General features: G+C 34.3%; 15 protein-coding genes and 2 tRNA genes. 4 read left to right on the top strand and 13 right to left on the bottom strand.

Annotated features, from left to right (window positions below; all coding sequences use genetic code 11):
* Positions 1-254: T9SS type A sorting domain-containing protein (locus QZ659_RS11030; protein WP_291725871.1), on the top strand; the 254-nt coding region annotated here is incomplete at its 5' end.
* A gap of 250 nt (positions 255-504) precedes the next feature.
* On the opposite strand, the gene QZ659_RS11025 is transcribed toward QZ659_RS11030, so the two are convergent.
* The 6 genes from QZ659_RS11025 to QZ659_RS11000 all read right to left on the bottom strand — a co-directional run bounded on the left by QZ659_RS11025 (position 505) and on the right by QZ659_RS11000 (position 3,735).
* The gene (locus QZ659_RS11025; RefSeq protein WP_291725870.1) at positions 505-888 is read right to left on the bottom strand and encodes a DUF3037 domain-containing protein; all 384 of its coding nucleotides are present in this window, start codon (positions 886-888) and stop codon (positions 505-507) included.
* Positions 878-1,657, bottom strand: coding sequence for a HipA family kinase (locus tag QZ659_RS11020; protein WP_291725869.1), 780 nt, complete (start codon positions 1,655-1,657; stop codon positions 878-880). Before QZ659_RS11020 ends, QZ659_RS11025 begins: the two co-directional genes overlap by 11 nt.
* Positions 1,658-2,142: 485 nt before the next feature.
* A tRNA-Leu gene (locus tag QZ659_RS11015) sits at positions 2,143-2,226 on the bottom strand.
* Between the two features lie 126 nt (positions 2,227-2,352).
* Positions 2,353-2,425: transfer RNA gene (locus tag QZ659_RS11010), tRNA-Gly, on the bottom strand.
* 184 nt (positions 2,426-2,609) lie between these two features.
* On the bottom strand, positions 2,610-3,173 hold the full coding sequence (locus tag QZ659_RS11005; RefSeq protein ID WP_291725868.1) for a MerC domain-containing protein: 564 nt from the start codon (positions 3,171-3,173) through the stop codon (positions 2,610-2,612).
* A gap of 130 nt (positions 3,174-3,303) precedes the next feature.
* Positions 3,304-3,735: a two-component system response regulator gene (locus QZ659_RS11000; protein ID WP_291725867.1), complete on the bottom strand. Its 432-nt coding sequence runs from the start codon at positions 3,733-3,735 to the stop codon at positions 3,304-3,306.
* A 265-nt stretch (positions 3,736-4,000) separates the two neighbouring features.
* Here QZ659_RS11000 and scpA point away from each other — a divergent pair, with 265 nt between their 5' ends.
* Positions 4,001-6,169, top strand: a complete 2,169-nt coding sequence (gene scpA, locus QZ659_RS10995; protein ID WP_291725866.1) for a methylmalonyl-CoA mutase — start codon at positions 4,001-4,003, stop codon at positions 6,167-6,169.
* A gap of 80 nt (positions 6,170-6,249) precedes the next feature.
* On the opposite strand, the gene QZ659_RS10990 is transcribed toward scpA, so the two are convergent.
* From QZ659_RS10990 to QZ659_RS10960, 7 genes are all read right to left on the bottom strand, one after another.
* On the bottom strand, positions 6,250-6,843 hold the full coding sequence (locus tag QZ659_RS10990) for an SMI1/KNR4 family protein (protein WP_291725865.1): 594 nt from the start codon (positions 6,841-6,843) through the stop codon (positions 6,250-6,252).
* A gap of 84 nt (positions 6,844-6,927) precedes the next feature.
* A complete protein-coding gene (locus tag QZ659_RS10985; RefSeq protein ID WP_291725864.1) occupies positions 6,928-7,482 on the bottom strand; it encodes a transposase in 555 nt (184 codons plus the stop codon).
* A 71-nt stretch (positions 7,483-7,553) separates the two neighbouring features.
* On the bottom strand, positions 7,554-8,756 hold the full coding sequence (locus tag QZ659_RS10980) for a hypothetical protein (RefSeq protein WP_291725863.1): 1,203 nt from the start codon (positions 8,754-8,756) through the stop codon (positions 7,554-7,556).
* 131 nt (positions 8,757-8,887) lie between these two features.
* On the bottom strand, positions 8,888-16,279 hold the full coding sequence (gene sprA, locus QZ659_RS10975; protein ID WP_291725862.1) for a cell surface protein SprA: 7,392 nt from the start codon (positions 16,277-16,279) through the stop codon (positions 8,888-8,890).
* A 432-nt stretch (positions 16,280-16,711) separates the two neighbouring features.
* A complete protein-coding gene (locus tag QZ659_RS10970; protein WP_291725861.1) occupies positions 16,712-18,505 on the bottom strand; it encodes an OmpA family protein in 1,794 nt (597 codons plus the stop codon).
* Between the two features lie 6 nt (positions 18,506-18,511).
* Complete coding sequence (locus QZ659_RS10965) at positions 18,512-19,093, bottom strand: RNA polymerase sigma factor (protein ID WP_291725860.1); 582 nt, start codon at positions 19,091-19,093, stop codon at positions 18,512-18,514.
* 192 nt (positions 19,094-19,285) lie between these two features.
* On the bottom strand, positions 19,286-21,040 hold the full coding sequence (locus tag QZ659_RS10960; protein WP_291725859.1) for an ABC transporter substrate-binding protein: 1,755 nt from the start codon (positions 21,038-21,040) through the stop codon (positions 19,286-19,288).
* Between the two features lie 234 nt (positions 21,041-21,274).
* Here QZ659_RS10960 and fmt point away from each other — a divergent pair, with 234 nt between their 5' ends.
* Together fmt and QZ659_RS10950 are read left to right on the top strand one after the other, a co-directional pair.
* A complete protein-coding gene (gene fmt / locus QZ659_RS10955; protein ID WP_291725858.1) occupies positions 21,275-22,198 on the top strand; it encodes a methionyl-tRNA formyltransferase in 924 nt (307 codons plus the stop codon).
* Between the two features lie 152 nt (positions 22,199-22,350).
* On the top strand, positions 22,351-22,965 hold the full coding sequence (locus tag QZ659_RS10950; RefSeq protein WP_291725857.1) for a TlpA family protein disulfide reductase: 615 nt from the start codon (positions 22,351-22,353) through the stop codon (positions 22,963-22,965).
* The last annotated feature ends 92 nt before the right edge of the window (positions 22,966-23,057 follow it).

The following is a 23,057-nucleotide window of genomic DNA, read 5'->3' as shown; positions in this document are numbered from 1 at the left end:
GAGCAGAAAATGAGGTATTCAGTATTTATCCAAATCCAAGTAGAGGGGTATTCAATGTTCGTTTTGGTAGCCTACTACCGTATGATACTGAGGTAACTATTTTTGATGCTTCTGGTAGAAAAGTGAAGGCACAAACTTTTGAAAAAGACAAACAAGAGTTTGTAGTTGATATCCAAGGAGTTTCTAAAGGTATCTACCTCATTAGATTCAACCAAAATGGTGCTTCTTATTCACGCACTGTTGTTATAGAATAAAGCTAAATAGTAAAATAAATAAAAAGGCTGCCCATTTTGGACAGCCTCTTTTTATACAGTCATTATTTGTATTTATACTTTCTATTTGAGAAGATTCACTTCCTACTTAAAGCTTTCTCTAAGAAACTTTGTGTAATTTCTAATTGATGCTTTAGAAATTCTACTTCGTTTTTAAGGTATTTATTTTCTTTCCTTATCATTTCTAATTCCGTAAAAGAACTATGTGTCTGATAGATATCATTTAGATTTTTTACAGAACATGCTTCTCAAATATAATATCTAACATTTTTTGAGGTTCAATGAGAAGACCAGAATATGTTTTTGAGCTTTGAATGATAGTGCTTCTACTAGCAGTAAGCCAACCAAATCTTTCAGAGATCTCTAATTGTCCTATTTTCCCACTGGACGAATCCCCTTTACAAATCAGCTTCCAAGCATTCAAATACTCTTCTAGCACGTTTAACTCTACTTGACAAGAAAAAGCCTTTAGTTTTTCCTTGTCTATACTATATTTGATATCCATATACTTTTTTCTTTTACAAAAAAGGATAACGCCAACATTGAAGAATTCTTCTCGCTCTACTTTTGGAACAATACGAATGATTGCATATTTGAATGTAAATTTATCTTGCATCAGCAGCTTCTTTAACTAACAAATCAATATTAGCAAGTTTAGTAGTTATAAATTCTATATAAGCCTCTCTCATCTCTTGAGGAGTTATGCTTTCAGACTCAAGATAGAGCCAATCTTTTGGAATAGAAGATACAATATTATTAATTTTTTCAGACGTTAATAAATGTTTGATTTCTATTGCAACTTCAAGTAGTTTATCTGCTTTATGTAGAAGCACATGATCTTTAACAAGAGGAAATGTTCTTGATAAATGACTTCTCCAATTCGCCCAGTTATGATGAAAGTAAAAACTTGCTCCATTATCAATGACCCATAATTCATTATTCCAAGATAATAAATTAGTATTCTTATCTGTTCTATCAATGTTACTGATGATACTATCTAATAATACAATTTTAGAAGCTGTAATACTATCTACATCATTGACTAGTGGGTCGTATGTGATAGCAGAAGATAAGAACTGTAAACCAAGGTTAAGACCAACACTAAATTTGAGTAAATCTTGAATTTCTTCATCAGGTTCTGTTTTACTAAATGAGTCATCAAGATTCATGAATACTAGCTCTGGAACTTTTAAGCCAATCGCTCTAGCCATTTCTCCACCTACAAACTCTGCAATCAATGCCATTTTTCCCTGCCCAGCTCCTCTAAATTTTAAAACATATAAGAAATCATCATCAGCTCTGACAATAGCAGGAAGTGAACCTCCCTCTCGTAAGGGTTGTACATACTGAATAACATCTACTGTTCGAATATCAAGTTTTTCCATCAACAAAACTAATCAAAATATGAATAACTGTCTAGTATGCTGTTGCTAGACCAAACTAAATGCACTATTATAGAAAAGTTTTTTAAAAAAGTTTTCTAGCATATTTAGGATTCCAATTTATTTTGTTTAACATTTTCTTGGTACTTAATTTTTTGTCATACATTTTAGCAGTATTCAAGATTATTTTTCTGTTTAAAGATGAATTATAAATGGAATTATCTTTTTGCTTTCTTTTTTGTTCTTATTTTAAAATCAAATCTAGCTACCAATGTAGTTTGTTTTCAATAGCCCAATATCCTCTAGCCAATTGATAAGCTTTTCCTGCACTCAAGTTTTTGATGATTGAAATATAATAGCATATTTGTTCTCCTCTTACTTGACTTTTGGCAACTATTTTTACTAAAGCTACCCAGTTAGATAGGTTTTCTATCCATTTACAGTGGCAAAAAAAAAGACATATCCGTTTGGATATGTCTTTAACTCTGTACTAGGAGTGGGAATCGAACCCACACGCCGATTAAGGCACAGGATTTTAAGTCCTGCGTGTCTACCAGTTCCACCATCCCAGCGTGGTGTTGAATTTAACTTTTTCTATTAAAAGTTTAATGTTTAATAATTTTTACAAAGTTTTTACGAAGAAAAATTTTTATTAAAAAATCAACAAATAATTCTATATGTAAAGTCTGTAAAAATTGAGCGAAAGACGAGGTTCGAACTCGCGACCTCAACCTTGGCAAGGTTGCGCTCTACCAGCTGAGCTACTTTCGCTTATATTTTATTGTAAAAGAGTTTACTTTCAACCCCCTTTTTCCTTAATGGTGATGCAAAGATACGACTGTTTTTTTAATATTCAATAGATAAATATCTTTTTTGGAAATATTTCTGCAAGTTTTTTTCTATTTATTTGATCTTCAATAAATTATGAAAAATATTTTTTTATGTTAAAAGCAAATTAACAAGCACAGCTCATTTTTCTTGCTTTCTCAGATTCAATTTTTGCATCTAAAACAGTATTATCAAAACTATCTAAGTCTAAATTTAGTTCCTCTTTATTAGAATGATTTACTAAATTCTTGCTCAAACGCTGATTGAGAAAATGAAAAATGATAAGAAGAAAAGAAGCAAAATATGCTAAATATTCTATGCCTTCAATAAAATTTTCTAATAAAATAGAAACCACAAAAAGACTCGCACAGCTCCAAAGTCCTATTTTTATCCAAGAAACTATACTTTTACGAGTTGCAAAAAATACTGCTACTAAAGTAATAACGATAAAAAAATAATCTAAAGAATGCCAATAGATATCATTGAAAGATGATGTTATAGAAAAATGAGTATGTGAGTGCTCTACTTCTACTTGTGAAGACAGTACATCGCCTGCATAATAAACTGAGTGAAAACCCATCAGAATAGGTACAATAGCACAATGAACAATGCACAAAAAGGCACTCATTGCTCCTACGAAGTCTGAATTAATCGTTTTAATTTTGTTTTTTAAAGACAAATAATAAGTCATAGCGTTTTTTAACTTGCTGATTTTATGGTATGCAAAGATAGTAAATGCAACTGAGTTGCAAAAGATAAACGCTAGAAATTACTTAAAAGTTTTGTAAAAAACACAATATCATTAAAAAATGATGTTGATTCTACCTTTGTTTGAGCCAAACTTCTTTTACTGCATTTAGAGCATCTTCTGTAAGTGGCTTTGTTGTAAATTTGATTACATATTCATTTCCTACAATTCTATCAATATCACGCTTGTTGTCGGAACTAGAAAGAACAGAAATACGACATTTTTTATGTATAGACGCTGGCATTTGTCCGAACTCATAGAGAAAAATAAAACCATCAACGATAGGCATATTTATATCCAAAAATATCAAATCAGGGAGTCTTGATTCGTCATCTTGATTTTCTTTTAGATATTCTAATGCACTTTTTCCTGAATTTTTGGTAACCACTTCGTTTGCAAAGCCTGTTAATTCGATGATACGTTTACTGATAAAGTTGTCTGTATCATTATCATCTACAAGCATAACTAAGTCGATATTGTCTGTATTTTGAGTCGAATTTGCCATAAATAATTCAATTTCTATTCTTGAATGAAGCTATTTTTTTATATGAGTAGTGTACTTTGTATTAATAGTGTTAGATACAATAATACGGATTTTTCAATTATTTTTTGAATCAAAAAAGGATTATTTTTTAAATAAAGCCATTATGAATGGTGGAATTTTTTAAATCGCTAATTTTTTGTCAATTTTAAGTAAAAATTGAGACAAACAAAAGTAGGAATACTAATTTGGTTGTGCTACCCTCAACACTAAGACTTTAGCAAATACCATGGACTTCAAAAATATCACACTTCAAGAGCTAAAAACAAGAGCCTCAAAAAAAGCCAAAGAAGCAAAAAAAGAGCTTCCAAAAGAGCTGCCAGTATGGGAGACGCCCGAAAAAATTGATGTAAAGCCTTTTTATACAAAAGAAGATACTGAAAAGCTTTCTCATTTAGAGTATCAAGCAGGTATTCCTCCCTTTTTGCGTGGTCCTTATCCTACGATGTACGCTGTTCGTCCTTGGACTGTTAGGCAGTATGCAGGGTTTTCAACGGCAGAAGAATCCAATGCTTTTTATCGTCGTAATTTGGCAGCAGGGCAAAAAGGACTTTCAGTAGCTTTTGATTTGGCTACACACCGTGGTTATGACTCTGATCATCCTCGTGTGGTAGGTGATGTGGGAAAGGCTGGAGTGGCGATTGATAGTGTAGAGGATATGAAAATCCTTTTTGACCAAATCCCACTAGATGAAATGTCAGTTTCGATGACGATGAACGGTGCTGTATTGCCCATTATGGCATTTTATATCGTAGCAGCAGAAGAGCAAGGCGTTTCAGCAGAAAAACTAAGTGGGACGATTCAGAATGATATTTTGAAGGAGTTTATGGTTCGTAATACGTATATCTATCCACCTACGCCAAGTATGCGAATTATTGCCGATATTTTTCGTTATACGGCTGATAAAATGCCAAAATTCAATTCTATCAGTATTAGTGGTTATCACATGCAAGAAGCAGGAGCAACAGCAGATATAGAACTTGCTTATACGTTAGCAGATGGATTAGAATATGTGCGAAAAGGTATTGAAGCAGGACTAGATATTGATGATTTTGCTCCTCGTTTATCGTTCTTTTGGGCTATTGGAATGAATACCTTTATGGAAATTGCTAAAATGCGTGCTGGGCGTTGGCTTTGGGCAAATATTATTAAGCAGTTTGAGCCTAAAAATTCAAAATCTATGGCACTTCGTACACATTGCCAGACTTCGGGTTGGTCTTTGACAGAACAAGACCCTTTTAATAACGTAACTCGCACTACGATTGAAGCCTTAGCAGCCGTTTTTGGAGGAACACAATCTTTACACACCAACTCACTAGACGAGGCAATAGCACTTCCAACAGATTTTTCAGCACGAATTGCACGAAACACGCAGTTATTTATTCAGAACAACACTGATATAACAAAAGCCATTGACCCATTTGCAGGCTCTGAATATGTAGAGAACTTAACCCATGACCTTGCTACTCGTGCGTGGGAACTGATAGAAGAAGTAGAATCTTTAGGAGGAATGACAAAAGCGATTGAGGCAGGTATTCCGAAACTCAGAATTGAAGAAGCTGCTGCACGAAAACAGGCACGTATAGACGGAAAAAAAGATACGATTGTAGGCGTAAATAAATATGTAGTGGAAGATGAGAATATGGAAATTGATGTTTTGGATGTAGATAATGTAGCAGTAAGAGAGTCTCAACTCAAAAGGCTAAAAGACGTAAAGGAAAAACGCAACGAAGAAAAAGTACAAATCACTCTTCAAAAACTAACTGAGGCAGCTAAAAATGAAAATGGAAATCTACTAGCTCTTGCTGTGGATGCAGCACGAGAACGAGCTACATTAGGCGAAATTTCGGACGCACTAGAAAATGTCTTTGGACGTTATCAAGCACAAACCAAACTGGTAGCAGGAATGTATTCTAATGAGATGGATAAATCAACAGATTCTAAAAACAACGATTTTGAGCTTGCTAAAAAACGCTCTGATGAGTTTGCAGAAGTAGAAGGACGCAGACCACGTATTTTGATTGCCAAAATGGGACAAGACGGACACGACCGTGGCGCAAAAGTAATTGCGACCAGTTTTGCAGATTTAGGTTTTGATGTGGATATAAGTCCTCTTTTCCAGACGCCACAAGAAGTAGCCAAACAGGCTGCTGAAAACGATGTGCATATTGTGGGAGCTTCCTCTCTAGCTGCTGGACACAAAACGCTCGTTCCTTCGCTGATAGAAGAACTCAAAAAAATTGGTAGAGAAGATATTATGGTGGTAGCTGGAGGCGTAATTCCTCCAAAAGACTATGATTTCTTGTATGACAAAGGGGTTTCGGCTGTCTTTGGACCAGGTACAGTCATCGCAAAAGCTGCACAGAAAATTTTGGATGAGCTTTTGGAGGGGGAATAGTAATATGGCTTATAACCAAGTTTCCTAAATCTTATTTTTAGGAAACTTGGCTTTAGTATTGAAATAGTTTATAAGATATGCTACTCTTTAGCCCACCTTTTCCTATCAAATTCATTCAAATATTCTATAAATCTGTTACTTCTGTCTGCATCACTTGCTAATAAATCTCTAAAGTTTTCAGCATACAAGTGTGGCGTTTCAGTATCTTCGTGGTCAATCATCACAACAGGATATTCGTTGTCTTCTCTCTCTTGGTTTGTATCAAAACAAAGAAATCCACCATCATTGAAATCTGCAAAATAAATATAACCTCTACTATCCAAGTCTCCATCAAATAACTCTGTTTTTTCAAAAAGTTTAGGGATTGCTTTGTTAGGTAAATTTGAAGGAAATACGATGCTATAATCTTCTAGCATAAACTCATTAAAGAATTTATACTTCAAAAACTCTCTGTACGATTTGGGTAGCTTCTTACTTATTTTACTTTCCAACTCGTCTAACTCTTCGTCTGTAATTGTACTAGGAGTGGGTTTCCATACTTTGAGGCTTTTATTTTTTGGGTCTTCACTCTCAATCATTTCTTTTGGAAAATGATAATCTTCAACCGTCATAGCAAATTCCTCTTTTTTCATTCTGATGAAAACTTCGTCTATTTTTTGATGTAACCAGTTCATAAAACTATGATTTTATTTTTGAAATATTTACTCTCTTCCTTGTACCTCTTTCACCTGTTCTGTCAGAACAGAATAAAATAACATTCAAAATACTTCCCTATAATCTGTCAAAAAATCAAATTCATCTATTCCTTCTTCATAAAACTTAGCCGAAGACCATTTATATTCCTCTGGATATTTAGCCAAATTCCAATGGTCTTGTAATGGATTGTTATGAATATAATCAATTTTCTGCTCTACTTTCCACTTATAATCCATCAAGACAGCTAAAGGGTAACGTTGCCAAATTCTGTGCATTCTCTCTGTTTCTTGTACTTCAAAATAAGGAACTACTCGTTTATGATTCTCTTTTAGGTCTTTCATAATCAAATGAGCTGTTTTCTTATTGAACGAAGCATGAGGCATTTCTTTTCCGTTCTTTTTCAGAAGTTTCCAAACAATATGTAAATGGTTAGGCATAATTACAAAGGCATATACTTTTATATGACCTCTTTTGACCAACTCACGCAATATGTCAATTATCAAAACTTTGTATTTTTCTAGTTTGAATAGCTTATGCCAATCTTTTACTGAATCCGTCCAAAAATAAACTTCATCTAAAACCATTTTTGACTTTCTAGGACGATGAAATATATCCATATTTGTTTATTTATGACGTTGGTGTTTTGGTATGAGTGTTCTGTGTGCCACAGAACATGGAAGTAGTTAAATTAATTAAGAATTTTAATTGCAGAAGTTCCCATATCATTAAAATAGTTTTCTTTCTTCTCTATTTCTATTCTGCCTGACAATATTAATAAACTAATCAACTCTTTCACTCTAAATCTTTCAAATTTTGTCTCATTTTCAGCATACTCTAGAAATTGAGTAAGTCCCAAGAACTCCCAACCTCTACTTTCTGCATATTCATCAAAACTTATTATTAAATCATATATAATATCAGTAGGTTTTTTGATTGCAGTATCATTTTCTTGTTCGGAAGTAGATTCCACTTTTTTTTCGGTAGAATCAAAATTTATAATTCTGTTTATTAACTCTTCTTGTGGTTCTAAAGAAGAAAGTTCCCTAGTTGCAGCATTAAAAATAGATAATAATTCTTCTTTTATCTCTAAGGTTTTTTCATAATCTTTTATATGCAAATACCTCATGTGTGCTACTGCATTTCTAATTTTACCAATATACGTCCATTTTTCTTCAAATTTTTTCTCAAAAAACTGTTGAAAGAATTGCTCATGTGTAGTTTTAATTTGGTCTTGTAAAGAACTAATATCTGATGCACCTCTTATTCTACCTATTAATTCTTTCACAGAAAAATGATGTTCAGAAGACATAATTATATCTGAAATATGTCTGAAATCTATAAACATCAATGTAGAATCAGCTAAAACAAACCCTCTCAGTTCTTTCTTACTACTTATTTCCTCTTTGTGTCTTTCTTTTATCTGAGATTTTGCATTGTCAGATAACGAACGTTCTTGTTCTAACCAATTAGTTCCTTTTTGTGTATAGAAAAATTCTGCAAGAAACTTTCTACCTAAAGATTCTATATCTTGTATAAGAGGAAATATAAGTTGTCCTATTTTCTTAGATATATCATCTGAAACTAAAATAACAGATTCAAACTCCATATTTTGTTTGCAAAAATATATCAACTCTTCTCTAAAATCACAGGATTGTTTAATATCATCTTTATCATCTAAATTTACGTCAATGGTATAGAACTTATCTACCCTTGCTATTTTGCTCTCAAAGTCAGACACAATTAAGCTGCCTAGAGGAAATTTTATCATATCTCCTGCACTATTACTTTCCAAATCTCCTCCAAAGTTTGTACATAAGAAACCTTGAAACTTAGATTTACTATTTACCAAAGTTTTTCCTACTTCAGAATAACATATTATGCGAATTTTCATATTTATTGTACATTTTTAGAATAATTTGTATTTTACTAATATAGATTTAATTTCAAATATAAACAAATTCAACATTACCTCCCCCCTGTTCTGTGGCACACAGAACAGAACATCAAAAAAAAACAAAAAACCTACTGCGCCAAATTAAACCTCACCTGCACACCAAACGCCGTATTATAACGTGGGAACGAATTACTAAGACGTGGTCGGTTGATGGCTCTATCAAAATAAGCTGTTAGGTTTACACGCTGATTGACCATATAGGCAAGTGTAGGCTTGAACTGTAAGTTGAAATTACCACCTGTAAAGTCGCTGTCTTGTGTGCCGTCAGTGTCTATTTTTCGCTGGATAACTTTTGTATCACGAAGCGTAACGGCACAACGGAACGTTAAATCATTTTTCAAGACTACGTCCGTAAATGGAATCTTAACGCCTTTTCTTACAAAACCGACATCAAACACAAAATCATTGTTGCGCTGCTCGGCAAGCTGTGAATTGGAAAGATTAAGAGACAACATACGGTCTTTATTGAAATTGAAACGGAACGTAATATCGTTGTTGGTACGGATATTAATTCCGATAAGTGGACTAAAACGCTCACTAATACTGACTTGATTGACTACAAACACAGGTTGTAACTCTCCAGTTTCTGGGTCTATGATATCGGCAAGTGGCACGTTATATTCTGTAATTCCCAAATTCAAATACGAGAAATCATACAAAAGTGAAGATGTATAGCTTCCCACAGCATACGTGGATTGATAGCCGTGCGTAATGCTGATAGAACGGAAACGGTCTTTGAATACTTCCAAATTCGTAAGTCCGTTGTAGGTAAGTCTCCAGTTTGGTAATGGAATGCGTGGAAACTCCGATGTAGTGCTTCTACCAGAGTAAGCAGATAAAAACGATGGAATCAAGACATCTTGTGAACCAAGAGCATAGTCTCCTGTTGGATTTTCAGCATCTAAAGTTGCTTTTACTTCATTTCTAGCAGCAATGAAATCATCAAACAAAGGTGAATTTCCAAACTCATCATCTCCTGTGAAAGCTGTTGCCATACTGAAATATGAGATATTGTAATTACCTGTTCGAACAGCAGTTTCAGAAATATAATCGTCTGTGAATGGGTCATAACGCAAGACCTCAGAATAGTTTGCTCCTTGTGTGCGCTGCCCTTCTACCTGCAACTGAAAATCTTTAAACGGCTCTACATCTACACGCAAACTAAGCGTTTTGGCTTGGTCTTGTACAATCGGATTGGTCTGTGCTGCTGACTGCGACAGATACCCATTGTTTGCCATATCCAAAATATTGTCTCGGCTTTGGCTTCCCAATACAAACGGCAACCCAGGGGCTGCAAAGTTTTGGTCTAGTCCGAAATACGATGGCGTTGTTAAGAGATTTGGCAGCATTGTATTTCCATTGATGGAATAATTAAAGGTAATTCGCTTTACAGAAAGTAATGCTTTTACTGCACCTTCGCCAACTCCACCTCCAGATGAACCTCCTTTTTTGCCTTTTTGCTTCTCTCGTTCGGCTTTTAGTTTTTCTTCAATGCGCTGTTGTCTTTCACTCAGTTTGGCTATTCTCTTATCATACTTTTCATTGATTTTATCCATTTTGGAAGAATCTAATTGTGCTACCATTATGGTATCTACCAAAACAGAGTCGACAAGCCTATCTAATTTAATATTTCTAACTTTATTTTTCCTCGTTTTTTTATCTCTCAATTTCTTGATTCTGTATTCTAGACGTTTTTGTTTTGGCGAGGCTGTTGGACGAGAAGTCGAATTGTTTTGATTTCCTCTACCTGTTCGTTTTGGAGCTGTAATTTCTCTCAAATACGGGCTTTTGTTATAAAGTTTTTGCATATCGATTTGTCCATTGACCAAAAACTGACTACTACTTCTTGCCATATTACCCAATGTATCGGCAACTCCAACAGCATTAGCAGTCCACGTATAGTTAGACGAACGGCGAAGGTCGGCGTTTAAGAAATCTATGGCAGGGAATTTATCTAAAGGAACACGATAATTCAAAGTAGTAGCTTGGGTAAAGAATTTCATACGCCCTAAGTTTTGGATGTTTGTCCAAACCGAATCTCGTTTTTCCTGTGTGTTGAGTTCTCCTGCTGGTTCATCTATGATTGCCGAAGCTGTGGCATTATAGTCTGCTAACAAACTCTTTGTAAAATTCCACTGAACAGCATAATTTCTATCAAAGAAAAATGATTTTTGGAAAAATGGAGCTACACCATCTGTTGTTAATTGGGCATTTCGGTATTGTGTTTTCATAAAACGACGATTGACTTGCCCTGTAACGGTAATATTATTTGGTAAATAATTGAAATTAAAATCTCTAATAAATTTGAGATATGGCGCATTGAGAAGCTCATTCTTTTTAAATGGCTCAAACGGTTCTATTTGAAATCCATAATTATAGACTAAGCCAAATCGTGTTTCACGAAGCTCATCTGTGGCAAGTCTAATATTGGTTCGCTTAGAATCATTGTAAGACAACGAGGCTGCAAAATTTTCAATATCCCAAAAATCTACTTTTGCCTCTGGATTCATTCGCTGTTTTCGAACATTGGTCAAGTTTATGCTTCTTCTTGTATGTCTATCTTGCACCAAATTTCTATATTCTCGCCTTGCTTCTTCGTTATCAAAAGAAGTTTCTAAGGAACGTTCTAACCTAATATCTGGGTCAAGTGGATTGAAAAGTGGTGTTATTCTAGTTTGTTCGTATCCCACAAATAATGGAAGTGAAATTCCAACACGGTTTAAAAATATTTTATCCAGTTGTGTCGCTGCCGAAACGTCGTAGAATAAACTTGTTTCTCTAGTTCTTTCTGAAATTCGGTCTTGTATTCCTCCAAAAAATGGTGTGCTGTATCGCAAAGCTGCATTTACAGTTGCAAAATCTGCAAGTTGTGTTTGAAGTTGGAGATTCGTCGCCCAACCACCTTCTTTATTAAAATCGGTTACACGAAGTTCGTTTGCCCACACACAAACAGATTTTGGCTGTTCGTCTAATGTTTTCGGATTTCGAATTCCTATCATAATAAGCTGTACACTACTAAGGTCTGGATTTCCGACGACACGCAATTTATACTTTTCATAAATTCGCTCATAAGGCACTCTTACACTTAGTCCACTTGCATTGCGTTCCGTTTTGGTGTCGTAGAGGGCATCAAAAGGCAAATCGATTTCGTTTTCTTGTAGCCAAATTTGATTGGTAAGTGAAGAGCCTGCTGCCGACATTGTCAGAGGAACTTCAATTTCATAATAGTTTTCTTTAAAATCTGTTCCTAAACGAAGGAATGCTGTTACTTCTCCATTTTGTGCTGTGGCACTATTGGCGTGTAAAAACATTTTGATTCGCTTATAAAATACAAAATCGAAAATGATATTTTTATACGCTGCACGGCTATCTCCATCTTGCAAATCTTCTACACAAAGCTGTAAAGACTGTTCGTTTAAGCGAGCTTGTGTAATAGAAGTTGGGTCAGTATCACGTACAAAGTCGGGAGGAAGAGCATACGAAATGCCTTGAGAGTTAGGTGCTGCATCACTTCCATTTTCCTCAATATTTACTGTAGAAATAGTAAACTGTGGGTCATAAGGTTCAACTGGGCGAGCCAATCCTTCGTCTTGAAGCGTTGAGAAATAAGGTCTCCATTGCGCTCCCACAAACTGAAAATGTGCCATACGCATCACTACTGGCTGTTCCCAATCAGTCATAAAGAGACGAATAAAACGGATAGACTTAAAACCATCAATACTACCAATTTTATCATCAAATTCACGGATTGGAATACGGAATTGATACCAATTTACTTGGTCGCCATTGCGCTCAACCGTTACTTTATCCACTACGTAACGATTGCTTTCTAATTGATTCGGACGTAAATCTACTTCATATTGATAATAACCATCCAAATCTGAAAGTGTATTGTCTCGGTTCAAATCTTCATTGTCTGGCAGTGTGGTGGCAGAAGCTGTTCCTGCATTGGCTGGCGAGTTGCCTTCCATTCCATTGAAATCAAAATAACGTCCTAAGATTTTGCGATTATTATCGTCTTGTTCTCCTCCCAAATAATATCTAAAATTATCTTTTGAAGGGTCTGCTTCTAGTCTTTGAAAAGCTGATGCACTTAACCTTGGTTGTACAGCATTTAAGTATTCTCTAAAGTAACTACGTTCTGCTTCGTCGTCTAGTCCGTCTAGTCCTACATCTTGTCTTGCTCTTGCTCCGTCTTCGGCTGCAAAAGCATCTGTCAAATATTGTTGTGTAGTTACTCGTCCCCACGCTGTTTCTTCTACGTCGTCAAGTTCGTTATCATTGACAGGCAAACCATTTTCAAAACCGTGTCTTCTATCAGGAATTACATCTTCTGAAATATTTCCTAAGTTGATATAAAACTTTCCTCCTGTGCTATTTGGAACTCCTTGTCCTTCTGGTGTTTCAATACGTCCATTTTGGCTTTGAATAAATGGATCCATTAGCCAAAATTCTATGTACTGAACATTGATATTATCAAAATCGACATTATAGGTAATTCCCTTCGTAATAGCTGCAAAATTTTCTCTTGGATTGCGAAGCGTTCCATCTACATTGAGTTCTGGGTTGTAATTGTACTGCCCTGGATAAGATGGATAATAAGCTAAATCGAATGTAATTTCTGGTGGATTGATTTGCTGATTGTCTCGCTGTTGGAAAATTTCATCAAACGGAATCTGACGAACATAATGATTTTGTTTATCTTGGTCTGTAATATTGTCTGGCGTCTGACTTACCAAACTGTTGTCATAAAATGCTGTTACATCAACCGTATGCCACGACATTTTAGCTCTTTTGTAAGAATAATTCAACGAATCAAAACCATTTTCTGGACGGAAAAGCTGTGGAGTAGCTCCTAATTTCCACGTAACAGGCTGGCGAGTGAGGTCATACGGAATTTCACTACTTTCAAAATCATCTACATAGGAAGCAGCTTCTCCACCGTTTCGCTTAATAACGTTGTTCTCTCCTGGTATGAGTTGAGCGTACTCACCTCTAAAAGTGATGGTTGATTTTTCTTTGGTATCAAGCCCTGGAATAGCATCTACCATTCTTGTAAGGAAACCAGATTCTTTCTGAATACTTGCTGTTGCACCTATCATTGTATTTCTAACAGGCTCTAAACCAGTTGTAACACGAGTAATAACAGGTCGTTCGTTCAGGTGAAGAAGTGTTCCAGAAAATTTGACATCCTTGTTTAAAATATATTCAGCATCAATTCCCATAATATTTCGCTGTTGTACACTAAACAAATCAGCTCTTTCATATTGGATGGTAATATCTTTTCCAGATGCTAAAACGCCTTCATTCAAAATTCTGACTCTACCAAACTGATAATCTACGGTATAATCAGCACCTTCGGAAAGCATAACTGAGCCTGCACGCACCATAACTGAACCTTCCGAAATATTAATACCTGGTAAGACGACCTCATTTCCTCCAGCACTCTGATACGAACCTTTTAGAAAATACTTACTCTTATTAGCATAAAGAACAGCATCGGCTTGCGTACCGTCGTAGAGTTCATTAAAAACATATTTCTCAATCAAATCTACTTCAGCTACTGGGTCAAAATATTCTAGCATTTTATCTCCAAACGGCTCTACAACTGGGAAAATAATTCTCGCTTGGTCAGATTGTACTGTAATATTTTCCAAGTAGTCAAAATTTCCATCTACTTGTGGGTCAAGGTTTGGATTAAGTCTGTCTAAGTTCATTAATTGAACCAAAGGAACATCTTCTGTATTTCTTCCCTCGTGCAAACTTGGATTGTCAATTCCTGTAATATCATCACGATAAATTACTTGCAATTGGAAGTTTTCTGGACGAAGTTGTGTCGCTTGCAAAGAATAAATATTTTTCATCATCAAATCCCACAATGGCAAATCGGTTCTAATTGTTGGGGGACTCAATAATTTCATAAAAATGGCATCATTGGCATCACGATTTTGGTAGTCTTCTGTTAGCTCTCCTACTTTAAAAATTTGTCCATTGTAGGTATATTCATAAGCTACAGCTAAAATTTCGTCATTTCTAAGAGGTTGTTGTAATGAAATATAACCGAGTTGTGGGTGAAACGTAAATTCGTTATTACTTAGTTTTCTTGCCGAACGAAGGAAAGAATAGTCTGTTCCGTTTTCAAGATTAAATGCACCACTTTCTAAAAGTTGTGTGAGTTGGTCTGGTGTTCTGTTGAGTGTTCTTACTTGTTCAAAAAGATTGTTTGCTTCATTTCTTGCTACGCCTCCTTGTCCATTAAAACGTTCTCTGTATGGCGCACCTTCTCCCAAATCCATAAAACCAATGATATTACGAAGCGTTTCAGTATCGTTGTTACGATTGGTTATATAAACTTCCACACGAGTAATATTGACCCCAGAAACAACACTTGGTACAGCACGCAAAGCCTGTTCATAATTATCTCTAAAAAACTGTCCTAAGAAAAAGTGTTGATTATCTTCATATTGGTCTGCACGAATTTCAAACTCTTGTCCTTGCGCTCCGTTTCGAATCGTAATACTTTCTGAAACACCTCTTTGATTTGCTACAAGCGTATTGAGCCAAAGTTTTCCAAAACGCAAGCGAGTAGTAATACCCATCAGATTCTGACTTCCTGTAATGAGCGTGTTGGAAGTAGCAAGGCTTACATTTCCAAACTGAACTTGCTGAACAATATCCTCTTCATAACCTGTATAACCTTGATTAAAACGATTTTCGAACTGAAAAGCTGCCTTTGTATCGAAGTTGGCATTGAGTTGCATTTTTTCTCCTAGCTTTCCTAAAATAGAAAACTGAATACGCTGGTCAAAATTGATTCCTCCATTGCGCTGCTGACGAACAGGAATTTGAGGATTGTCTATTCTTTGCCATTTTCCACCAAAATCTAACAAAACTGAACCAGTTGGCTGAATTTCAATTTTATCTCCTCCCAAAAGTCGTCCTAAACCAGAAGGCAGAGCCACTTCAATTTTTGGGACTTTACTTGTGGTGGCATTAGATGTATTTACATCAGCAGCTTGTATTTTTTCTTTGTAATATGCTACATCATCGTAGTAGGCTTTGAGTTTTGCATAATCTTCTACCGATATTCTGCCAATAGGTGTGTAAGAATTGGGCGCATCACGACGCAAAACATCATAAAATTCGCCACTTTCATCTAATCGATAAACAGCATCCAAACTTCTTGGGTCTGGAAGTTGAAGTAGAGGAGATTCTAAATCTGGCTCTAACAGAGGATTTTGCGTTTGCCCTTCTTCTGTATAAGGTTTTACATTCTTATCTAAGAAAAGAAGGGAATCTATATTGTTTACTGTTGTTGTATCTTGGGCTTGGGCTGCCTTTGTAATGAGCAAACAGCCAAGAGTAGCTATCAAGAAACGAACAAAAGAGTAAGAAAATAAAGATTTTGCAATGTGCAAATACAATGTAAAATTTGGTTGGGCGAAAAGGGTTCGCTGCATAAGTATTTAAAGCTAAGAGAGTTATCGTATTTTATACTTTTATTCTATCTATGAAATAAAACTTTCATTGATTTACTTCTATCAAAAAACGCTGCCTTCTCATAAAACAATAAACATTTTAGAGTTAGCGAATTGCAAAAATAGCATTTTACGACTTAAAACAAATTAATTTTGGGCTTCAAGTGGTCTGATAAAACGCAAATTAAAGGAGTAAAGATGAATAGTTCGGTTTAAATAGAAAAGTAGATTTTTTTCATAGAAGAGATAACAAACTTATACACTTCTCATAACTTTATTTTTTGATAGTTATGAGTTTATTTTTTTATAATACTTTTTTTGAGGAAAGGGAATGCAAATATTCTCAAAAAATTAGAAAATTCAAAATTTGATGCAATTATAATCAGATAAGGCAAGCCTTATTGCTACACCTCGCTAATCTGTGCTTTCAATCACAAAAAATTCTACACGTCTATTCTTCGCTTTATTTTCAAGAGTTGTGTTTTCTACTTTTGGCTGACTCTCTCCTTTTCCTATCGGAATAAGTCTTGTTTTTTCAATTCCTTTACCTTCTAAAAACTGACTGACTGACTTAGCTCGTTTTTCTGACAAAATTTGATTGTAGTTTGTTTTGCCTTCATTATCTGTATGCGCTACAATTTGGAGAGAAAGCATTTTATTTTCGTTCATAAAAAGGACAATTCTTTCTAAGTTTTCTTTGCCCTTTTGCGTAAGAAGGGCAGAGTTTGAAGCAAAGATAAAATCTTCTAGTTCAAAATCTTTTCCTGTGGAGGTTTCGATGAGTTTATTTTTTTGAGCAATTAGTTTTTCTTTATTCTCTCTTGAAAAGTATTTCTCTAACTGTTTTGGAATTGGAATAGTGCGTCCGTATTGGAAATAATATCCACCATTAGGAGGTGTTCTTGAAAAATAAATCTTGTTTTCTTTTGGCAAGACGGTAAAGTTACTCTCTGTAGAATCTGAACTAATGCTTTCAATGAGTTCCATTTCCGACCATTTTCCATTTTCTTGTTTTTGAGTGAGGTAAATATCATACAATCCTAAGTTTTTCACTCCATTGCCTGTACGCTGTGCCGAAAAAAGAAGCGTGTTTCCATCTGGCAAAATATAAGGCGCAACATCACAACCATAATTGATATGTTTGTTGTCTGAAACTGGAATCATTTTGGGTTCTGTCCATTCTCCTTGCTCATTTTTTGTAGAGAAATAAATCCTACCACAGCCTGTTGCATTGGGTTTTCTTGAAAAATAAATAGTTTTTCCATCTGCCGAAATAGTAGGCGAAAGTTCATAAGACTTTATTTTATTGAGGGCAGTTACTTCTGTGGGTTCTTGCCAAGTAGGTTTTCCATTTTCTAAAATTCTTTCTGTTTTCCAAATATCATAATCGCCTTTTTTGTTCTTTTTGGAATAATAAAGTGTATTTCCATCGGCACTTAGGGAAGGCGTAGCGATGCTGTTTTTACCATCTGGATTGACGACTTTGATTTGACTTCCCACAATATGATAATCCCAAAAACTAACAAGATGATTTTTAATTGACTTTTTTCTAGCCTTATACAAACTATCTGTAAAGTGATAAGAAACAGGATGCAAATAGAAAAACTTGTTATCAACGCTTACAATAATTTCGTTGGAAACTGTGCTAGTTGTGAGTGAATAATTTGTTGCATAGTATCTGTTATGAAAGAAATTTTCTTGTGTGGTGTCAATGATATGTATTCTTCTGATTTTAGATTTTTCTAAATCTACTAAATTTACATTTTGTTCTAAAGAATCTAAAACCGTATTTTTTCGCCAAGAAAGCCCACTTTGAAGTGGTTTTGAAATTGTATTTTCAAAAATATTTGTATCATTATTTTCTGCTTTTTGATTTGATTCAATATTTTCTTGAGCTACTTTTTCCTCAAAAGTCTGTTCTGTATTATCAACATCATTGATTAAGTAAAATCCGATAGAAGAAAGTAGTAGAACAAGAAACAAAGCAAAACCAGCTACTTTTTTTCTAAAATTATTAGATGTTCTTTGCTGATGAATCTCATCTAGTTCTTCTAGAATTTGAAGATTGGTAAGTTCTTCTACGAGCTGTTTTTGCAAGAGAATATCTTGTTTTTCAGTTTCAGAAAAGTCATTCAATTTATAGATATTAAAATTTTCACTTTCTAAAAGCTGTTCTATTTTTTCTATTTCTTCAAGATGTGGCGACATAATTTTTTAGAATAAGATAGTTTGGAAATCCTCTAATTTTGTTTGAGCTAATTTTTTGGCTCTTTGCAAACACTTATATTTCTGTGCTTTTGCTGTGGAATCGGAATTATAACCTAGTTTTTCGGCTACTTTTTTCATAGAGAGTTTATCTACGTAATAACCTGTCAGTAGCTTTTTACAAGGTTCTCCTAATTCCTTCAAAATAGTTCGCAACACAGAAATTGCTTCTTCGCTTTGATAAATATTTACCTGCTCGTCCTCTTTTATTGTATCAGAAAATTCCATCAAAAAATCTGTATTGGAAAGCGTATTTTGTTTGGCTTCTTTTCGCTTTTTGTTTCTCAAAATATTATGGCAAATACCGAAAAGGTAGGTAGAAGGCTTTGCTGTGAGGGTAAAGTCTTGCTTTTGAGCTTGATGGTAAAAAATCAGAATACTTTCTTGAAAAATATCTTTTACTTGGTTTTCTTCTGCTCCCAGTTTTTGTAATCCTTTGCTTATTTTCTCAAATGATTCATAAAGATACTCTAAGGCTTGTTTTCGTTTTTTGGGTTCTCTCAAAAATTGAATTAGGGTTTCATTTTTCATTTTGATAGGTAAATAAATGTGCTTTTTAGATAAGGCAAGCCTTATCGCTACACAAAACCAGTTTTTACTCTTCTATGTCTGATTTTTGAAAAGGTAAACCAAAATTTCAAATATTTTTATAAAACCATCAAAGGTATGCCTTTGCCTTATACATATAAAACTGGTAACTGATTACTGTTTACTGAAAACTGATTACTCATACATATAATCTTCTCTAATCAGCTTCACAGATTCTAGAACCGACTTATCTAACCTATCAAAATAATAAATACCAAGCACATTGGGGACAATTTCAGAAATGTAAGAACGTCTAATTTGGTGCGTTTGAAGGTAAAAAACTTCGAAAAAAGGAGCAGAACGAATCAGTTTATTTTGTAATTGAATCGATAGTTTTTCTCTTTCTATTTCGTCATTTTCTTTCAAATATTCTATAAAAAGTGAATCAAAAGTGAGTTTTTTCAAGGAAAACAAATCGTTTTTGTCTATACTTGGAATAGAATCCCTTTGATTTTTTTCTTTTATTTTTTGATTTTCAAATTCTAAAAAGCCTTCTTTTTCTACTAAAAACTTATTGTAGCTTTTCTCATCAAAATATTGCCAAAACAAACTACTCTCATCAGCAAATCCAGCCTCAAAATGAGTTGCTATCAAATCAGCTTTAGGTTTGTTTATTTCATCTAAATAAAGAATAGAATTTACACCTATTTTTTGCCATTCTTGTCGTGCTAGATTTACCCAAGTTGTATCTTGCTTTTTAGCTAAAACTTTGACTACATCCGTAGAATCAAAACCTATTTTTTGTAAAATATCTTTGCTTGTCTGTGGATGGAAATAATAACCATCAGCCTTATTTTGTGTATTTTTGGGTAGAATGGTTGGAAAAATACCTGTGTGTGCTGAGGTAGAATAAGAATACAAACCTTTGAGGTTTTCTCTATACAATCCCATATTCAGAGCTTGACGGAAAGATTGAATCGTAAAAAAATTAGCCTTCAAAGCAACCTCCGAAGTATCTGAAATCTGTACTTCAAAACCTGCCGTTTTCAAAACTGGGAAAGAATCTAATTGAATATATTTTGAAACAAATCTTTCACTTTGTTTTTCAGATTTATTTTTATTTGAATTAGTTCTGTTTTCTCTTTGCCTTTCTTCCTTTTCTTTTTGGATAATGAATGGCAAGACTTTTTGTACTTGTTCATTGGAAGGCAGCCAATCTAATTCGTCGTTGAGGATATTATAGGCGATATGTTCTGGGTTTTGATAAAAATAAACTTGAATCTCATCCAAAAATGGTAGTGTGTCTAGTTTTATAGTCTTGTGAAAATAATGTTGATTTTTTTTGAGTGTAATTTTCCGATTGTCTTCAAAGTAATCTACATAGAAAGCTCCCGAACCAACAGGAGAAAATTTATTTCCAAAACGCTTTTCTTGATTAGGCACTATCAGAGCTTCCGTACAAGACAGTAATTTCAAAAATGGAGCAAAAGGCATTTGTAACTTTATCCTAAACTTCCTTTCATCAATTATTTCAAAAGCACTTTCTATATCCTCTCCAATGAGTTTTTTAAAAATTTGAGTTTGAACAGAAAACTTATTTTGATTGTTTTTTTCTTCCCTCTTAGCCCATTTGGTTAGGCTTTCTACTACATCTTTTGCACTTAAAAATGCCTCATTTTTTGTGCTATGTAGGCGAATATTTGGCTTCAAGACAAACTCCCATGTAAGGCTATCCACCCTAAAAGTAGAATCAGCGAGCGAAGGATAAAAGTTTCCATCATTTTCTAATCGCCAAAGTCCATTATAAATTTGATGGACAAGTCTTCGCTCGGCTTCATTGGTTATAGAAAGTGGCTCTAGTACCTTGACAATTTCTAATTCGTTATAGCGAAATATTTTCTGATTAACCTGCTGTTTTTCTTCTTTGGTTTGGCAAGAGAAAATACACATAAAAATTAGAAAATAAACTAAATAATAATCCTTAAAAACTTTCTGAGAAAAATAAAAATGTTTCAATTTTCATTTGTTTGAGAGTACAAATCTATATTTTCACAAAGCTACATTAATTTTAATTTTCTCTAACTTCTTTACAACCAACCTAATTGTCTCTCCGTTATTTCTAGCTTGTTTTTCGTACTTTTGGCCTATTAAACTAAGATTTAAAATCACTGATAAATAAAATTTATGCCCAAATTACGTATTATTTTTATGGGAACGCCAGAGTTTGCTGTTTCCTCTTTAGATATCTTGGTAGAGAATGGTTATGAGGTAGTAGCTGTTATTACTGCTCCAGACAAACCAGCAGGACGTGGACAAAAAATCCATGAATCTGATGTAAAAAAAGCTGCTCTCAAGCACGGTTTGCCTATCCTCCAACCTACTAACTTAAAAGACGAAAAATTCTTAGAAAAACTAAAAAGCTATGATGCTAACCTTCAAATTGTAGTGGCTTTCAGAATGCTTCCAGAAGTAGTTTGGCAAATGCCAGAAATAGGAACGTTCAACCTTCATGCCTCACTTTTACCTAATTATCGTGGTGCTGCACCTATCAATTGGGCAATTATAAACGGAGAGAAAAAAACGGGAGTAACAACATTTTTCCTACAACATAAAATTGATACAGGCGATATTCTCTTTCAAGAAGAAGAAGAAATTAGTGATAATGACAATGTAGGAACACTTTATGAACGTCTTAAAAACAAAGGAGCTAAACTTGTTTTAAAAACTGTAAAAGCCATTGAGCAAGACAATTACTCACTAAAAAAACAAGATCTAGAAGAAAAAACGCCTCACGCTCCCAAGATTTTCACAGAAGACACCTTCATAAATTTTGAGAATGAAAGTGAAAAAATAATAAACTTTGTGCGTGGACTAACGCCTTACCCTGCTGCAAGAATGCGCATTTATGATAATGTATATAAGGTTTTTGATATAGAAATAGCTGACTGCGAAGAGGTAAATGAGCTTTTAATAGGTGAACCACTCACAGACCAAAAGAGCTACCTGTACGTTAAAACATTAGATGGCTATGTCAAAATTAATCAGCTACAACCTCAAGGAAAACGAAGAATGACAACAGAAGAGTTTTTGAGAGGAAATAAAATATAAAATTTTAGTAGTTTTGTTATTCTGAAAAGTCATTTGTATATGACAATAATCTTAGGAAAGATTTTACATTACTTTAATCTAAATAAAACATTTAAAACTAATTTTACATGGCTGCTAATTTTTGAATAGTAGCAACAAACACTTTTAAAATTATGAAAAAAATTATATTATTCTTCGCTCTTATAGCCTTTGCTGCTGCTTGTGCAAGTGAGAAAAAACAAGCAAATGCTTCTGAAGGCAATGGAAATGGTTCAACATCTCATGTCGTTATTGGAGGTTCGAATACAGCTGAAACAACAACTACAACTGCCGAAGTAGAGGCTGATAAAATTTATATAGAAGAAACTAATGCAGACGGAACAACAAAAACTTTTGAAGATGTTTTGGCAGCCTACAAAGGAAAGGTTATTTATGTAGATTTTTGGGCAACTTGGTGTCCTCCGTGTCGTGGTGAAATGCCTAGTTCTCAAAAATTGCACAGTCAGTTTGAAGGAAAAGATGTAGTTTTCTTGTATGTTGCTTTTGAAAGAGGAACTGAAAGAGCGCAAAAAGAAGCTGGTTGGAAAAAAGGTATTGACAAAATGGACATCAAAGGAGTTCATTTCTTACCTTCTAATGAAGCTAACCAAGGTGTTTCTCAAAAATACAATATCAACTCTATTCCTCGTTATATGTTAGTAGATAAAACAGGAAAAGTAGTAAATCAAGATGCGCCACGTCCAAGTTCGGGACAAGTAATTGCAGGTTTGATTGAGCAATATCTATAAAAAAATTACCAAAACGCTAAGTTTTTAGTAAATTGAACGCTATAAAGAAAGCTAGAATTTCTTTATAGCGTTTTTTTGAATTTTAAAAAAAT

This window comes from Bernardetia sp., from assembly GCF_020630935.1.
GTDB lineage: Bacteria > Bacteroidota > Bacteroidia > Cytophagales > Bernardetiaceae > Bernardetia.
This window is presented reverse-complemented; position numbering and strand designations above follow the sequence as displayed.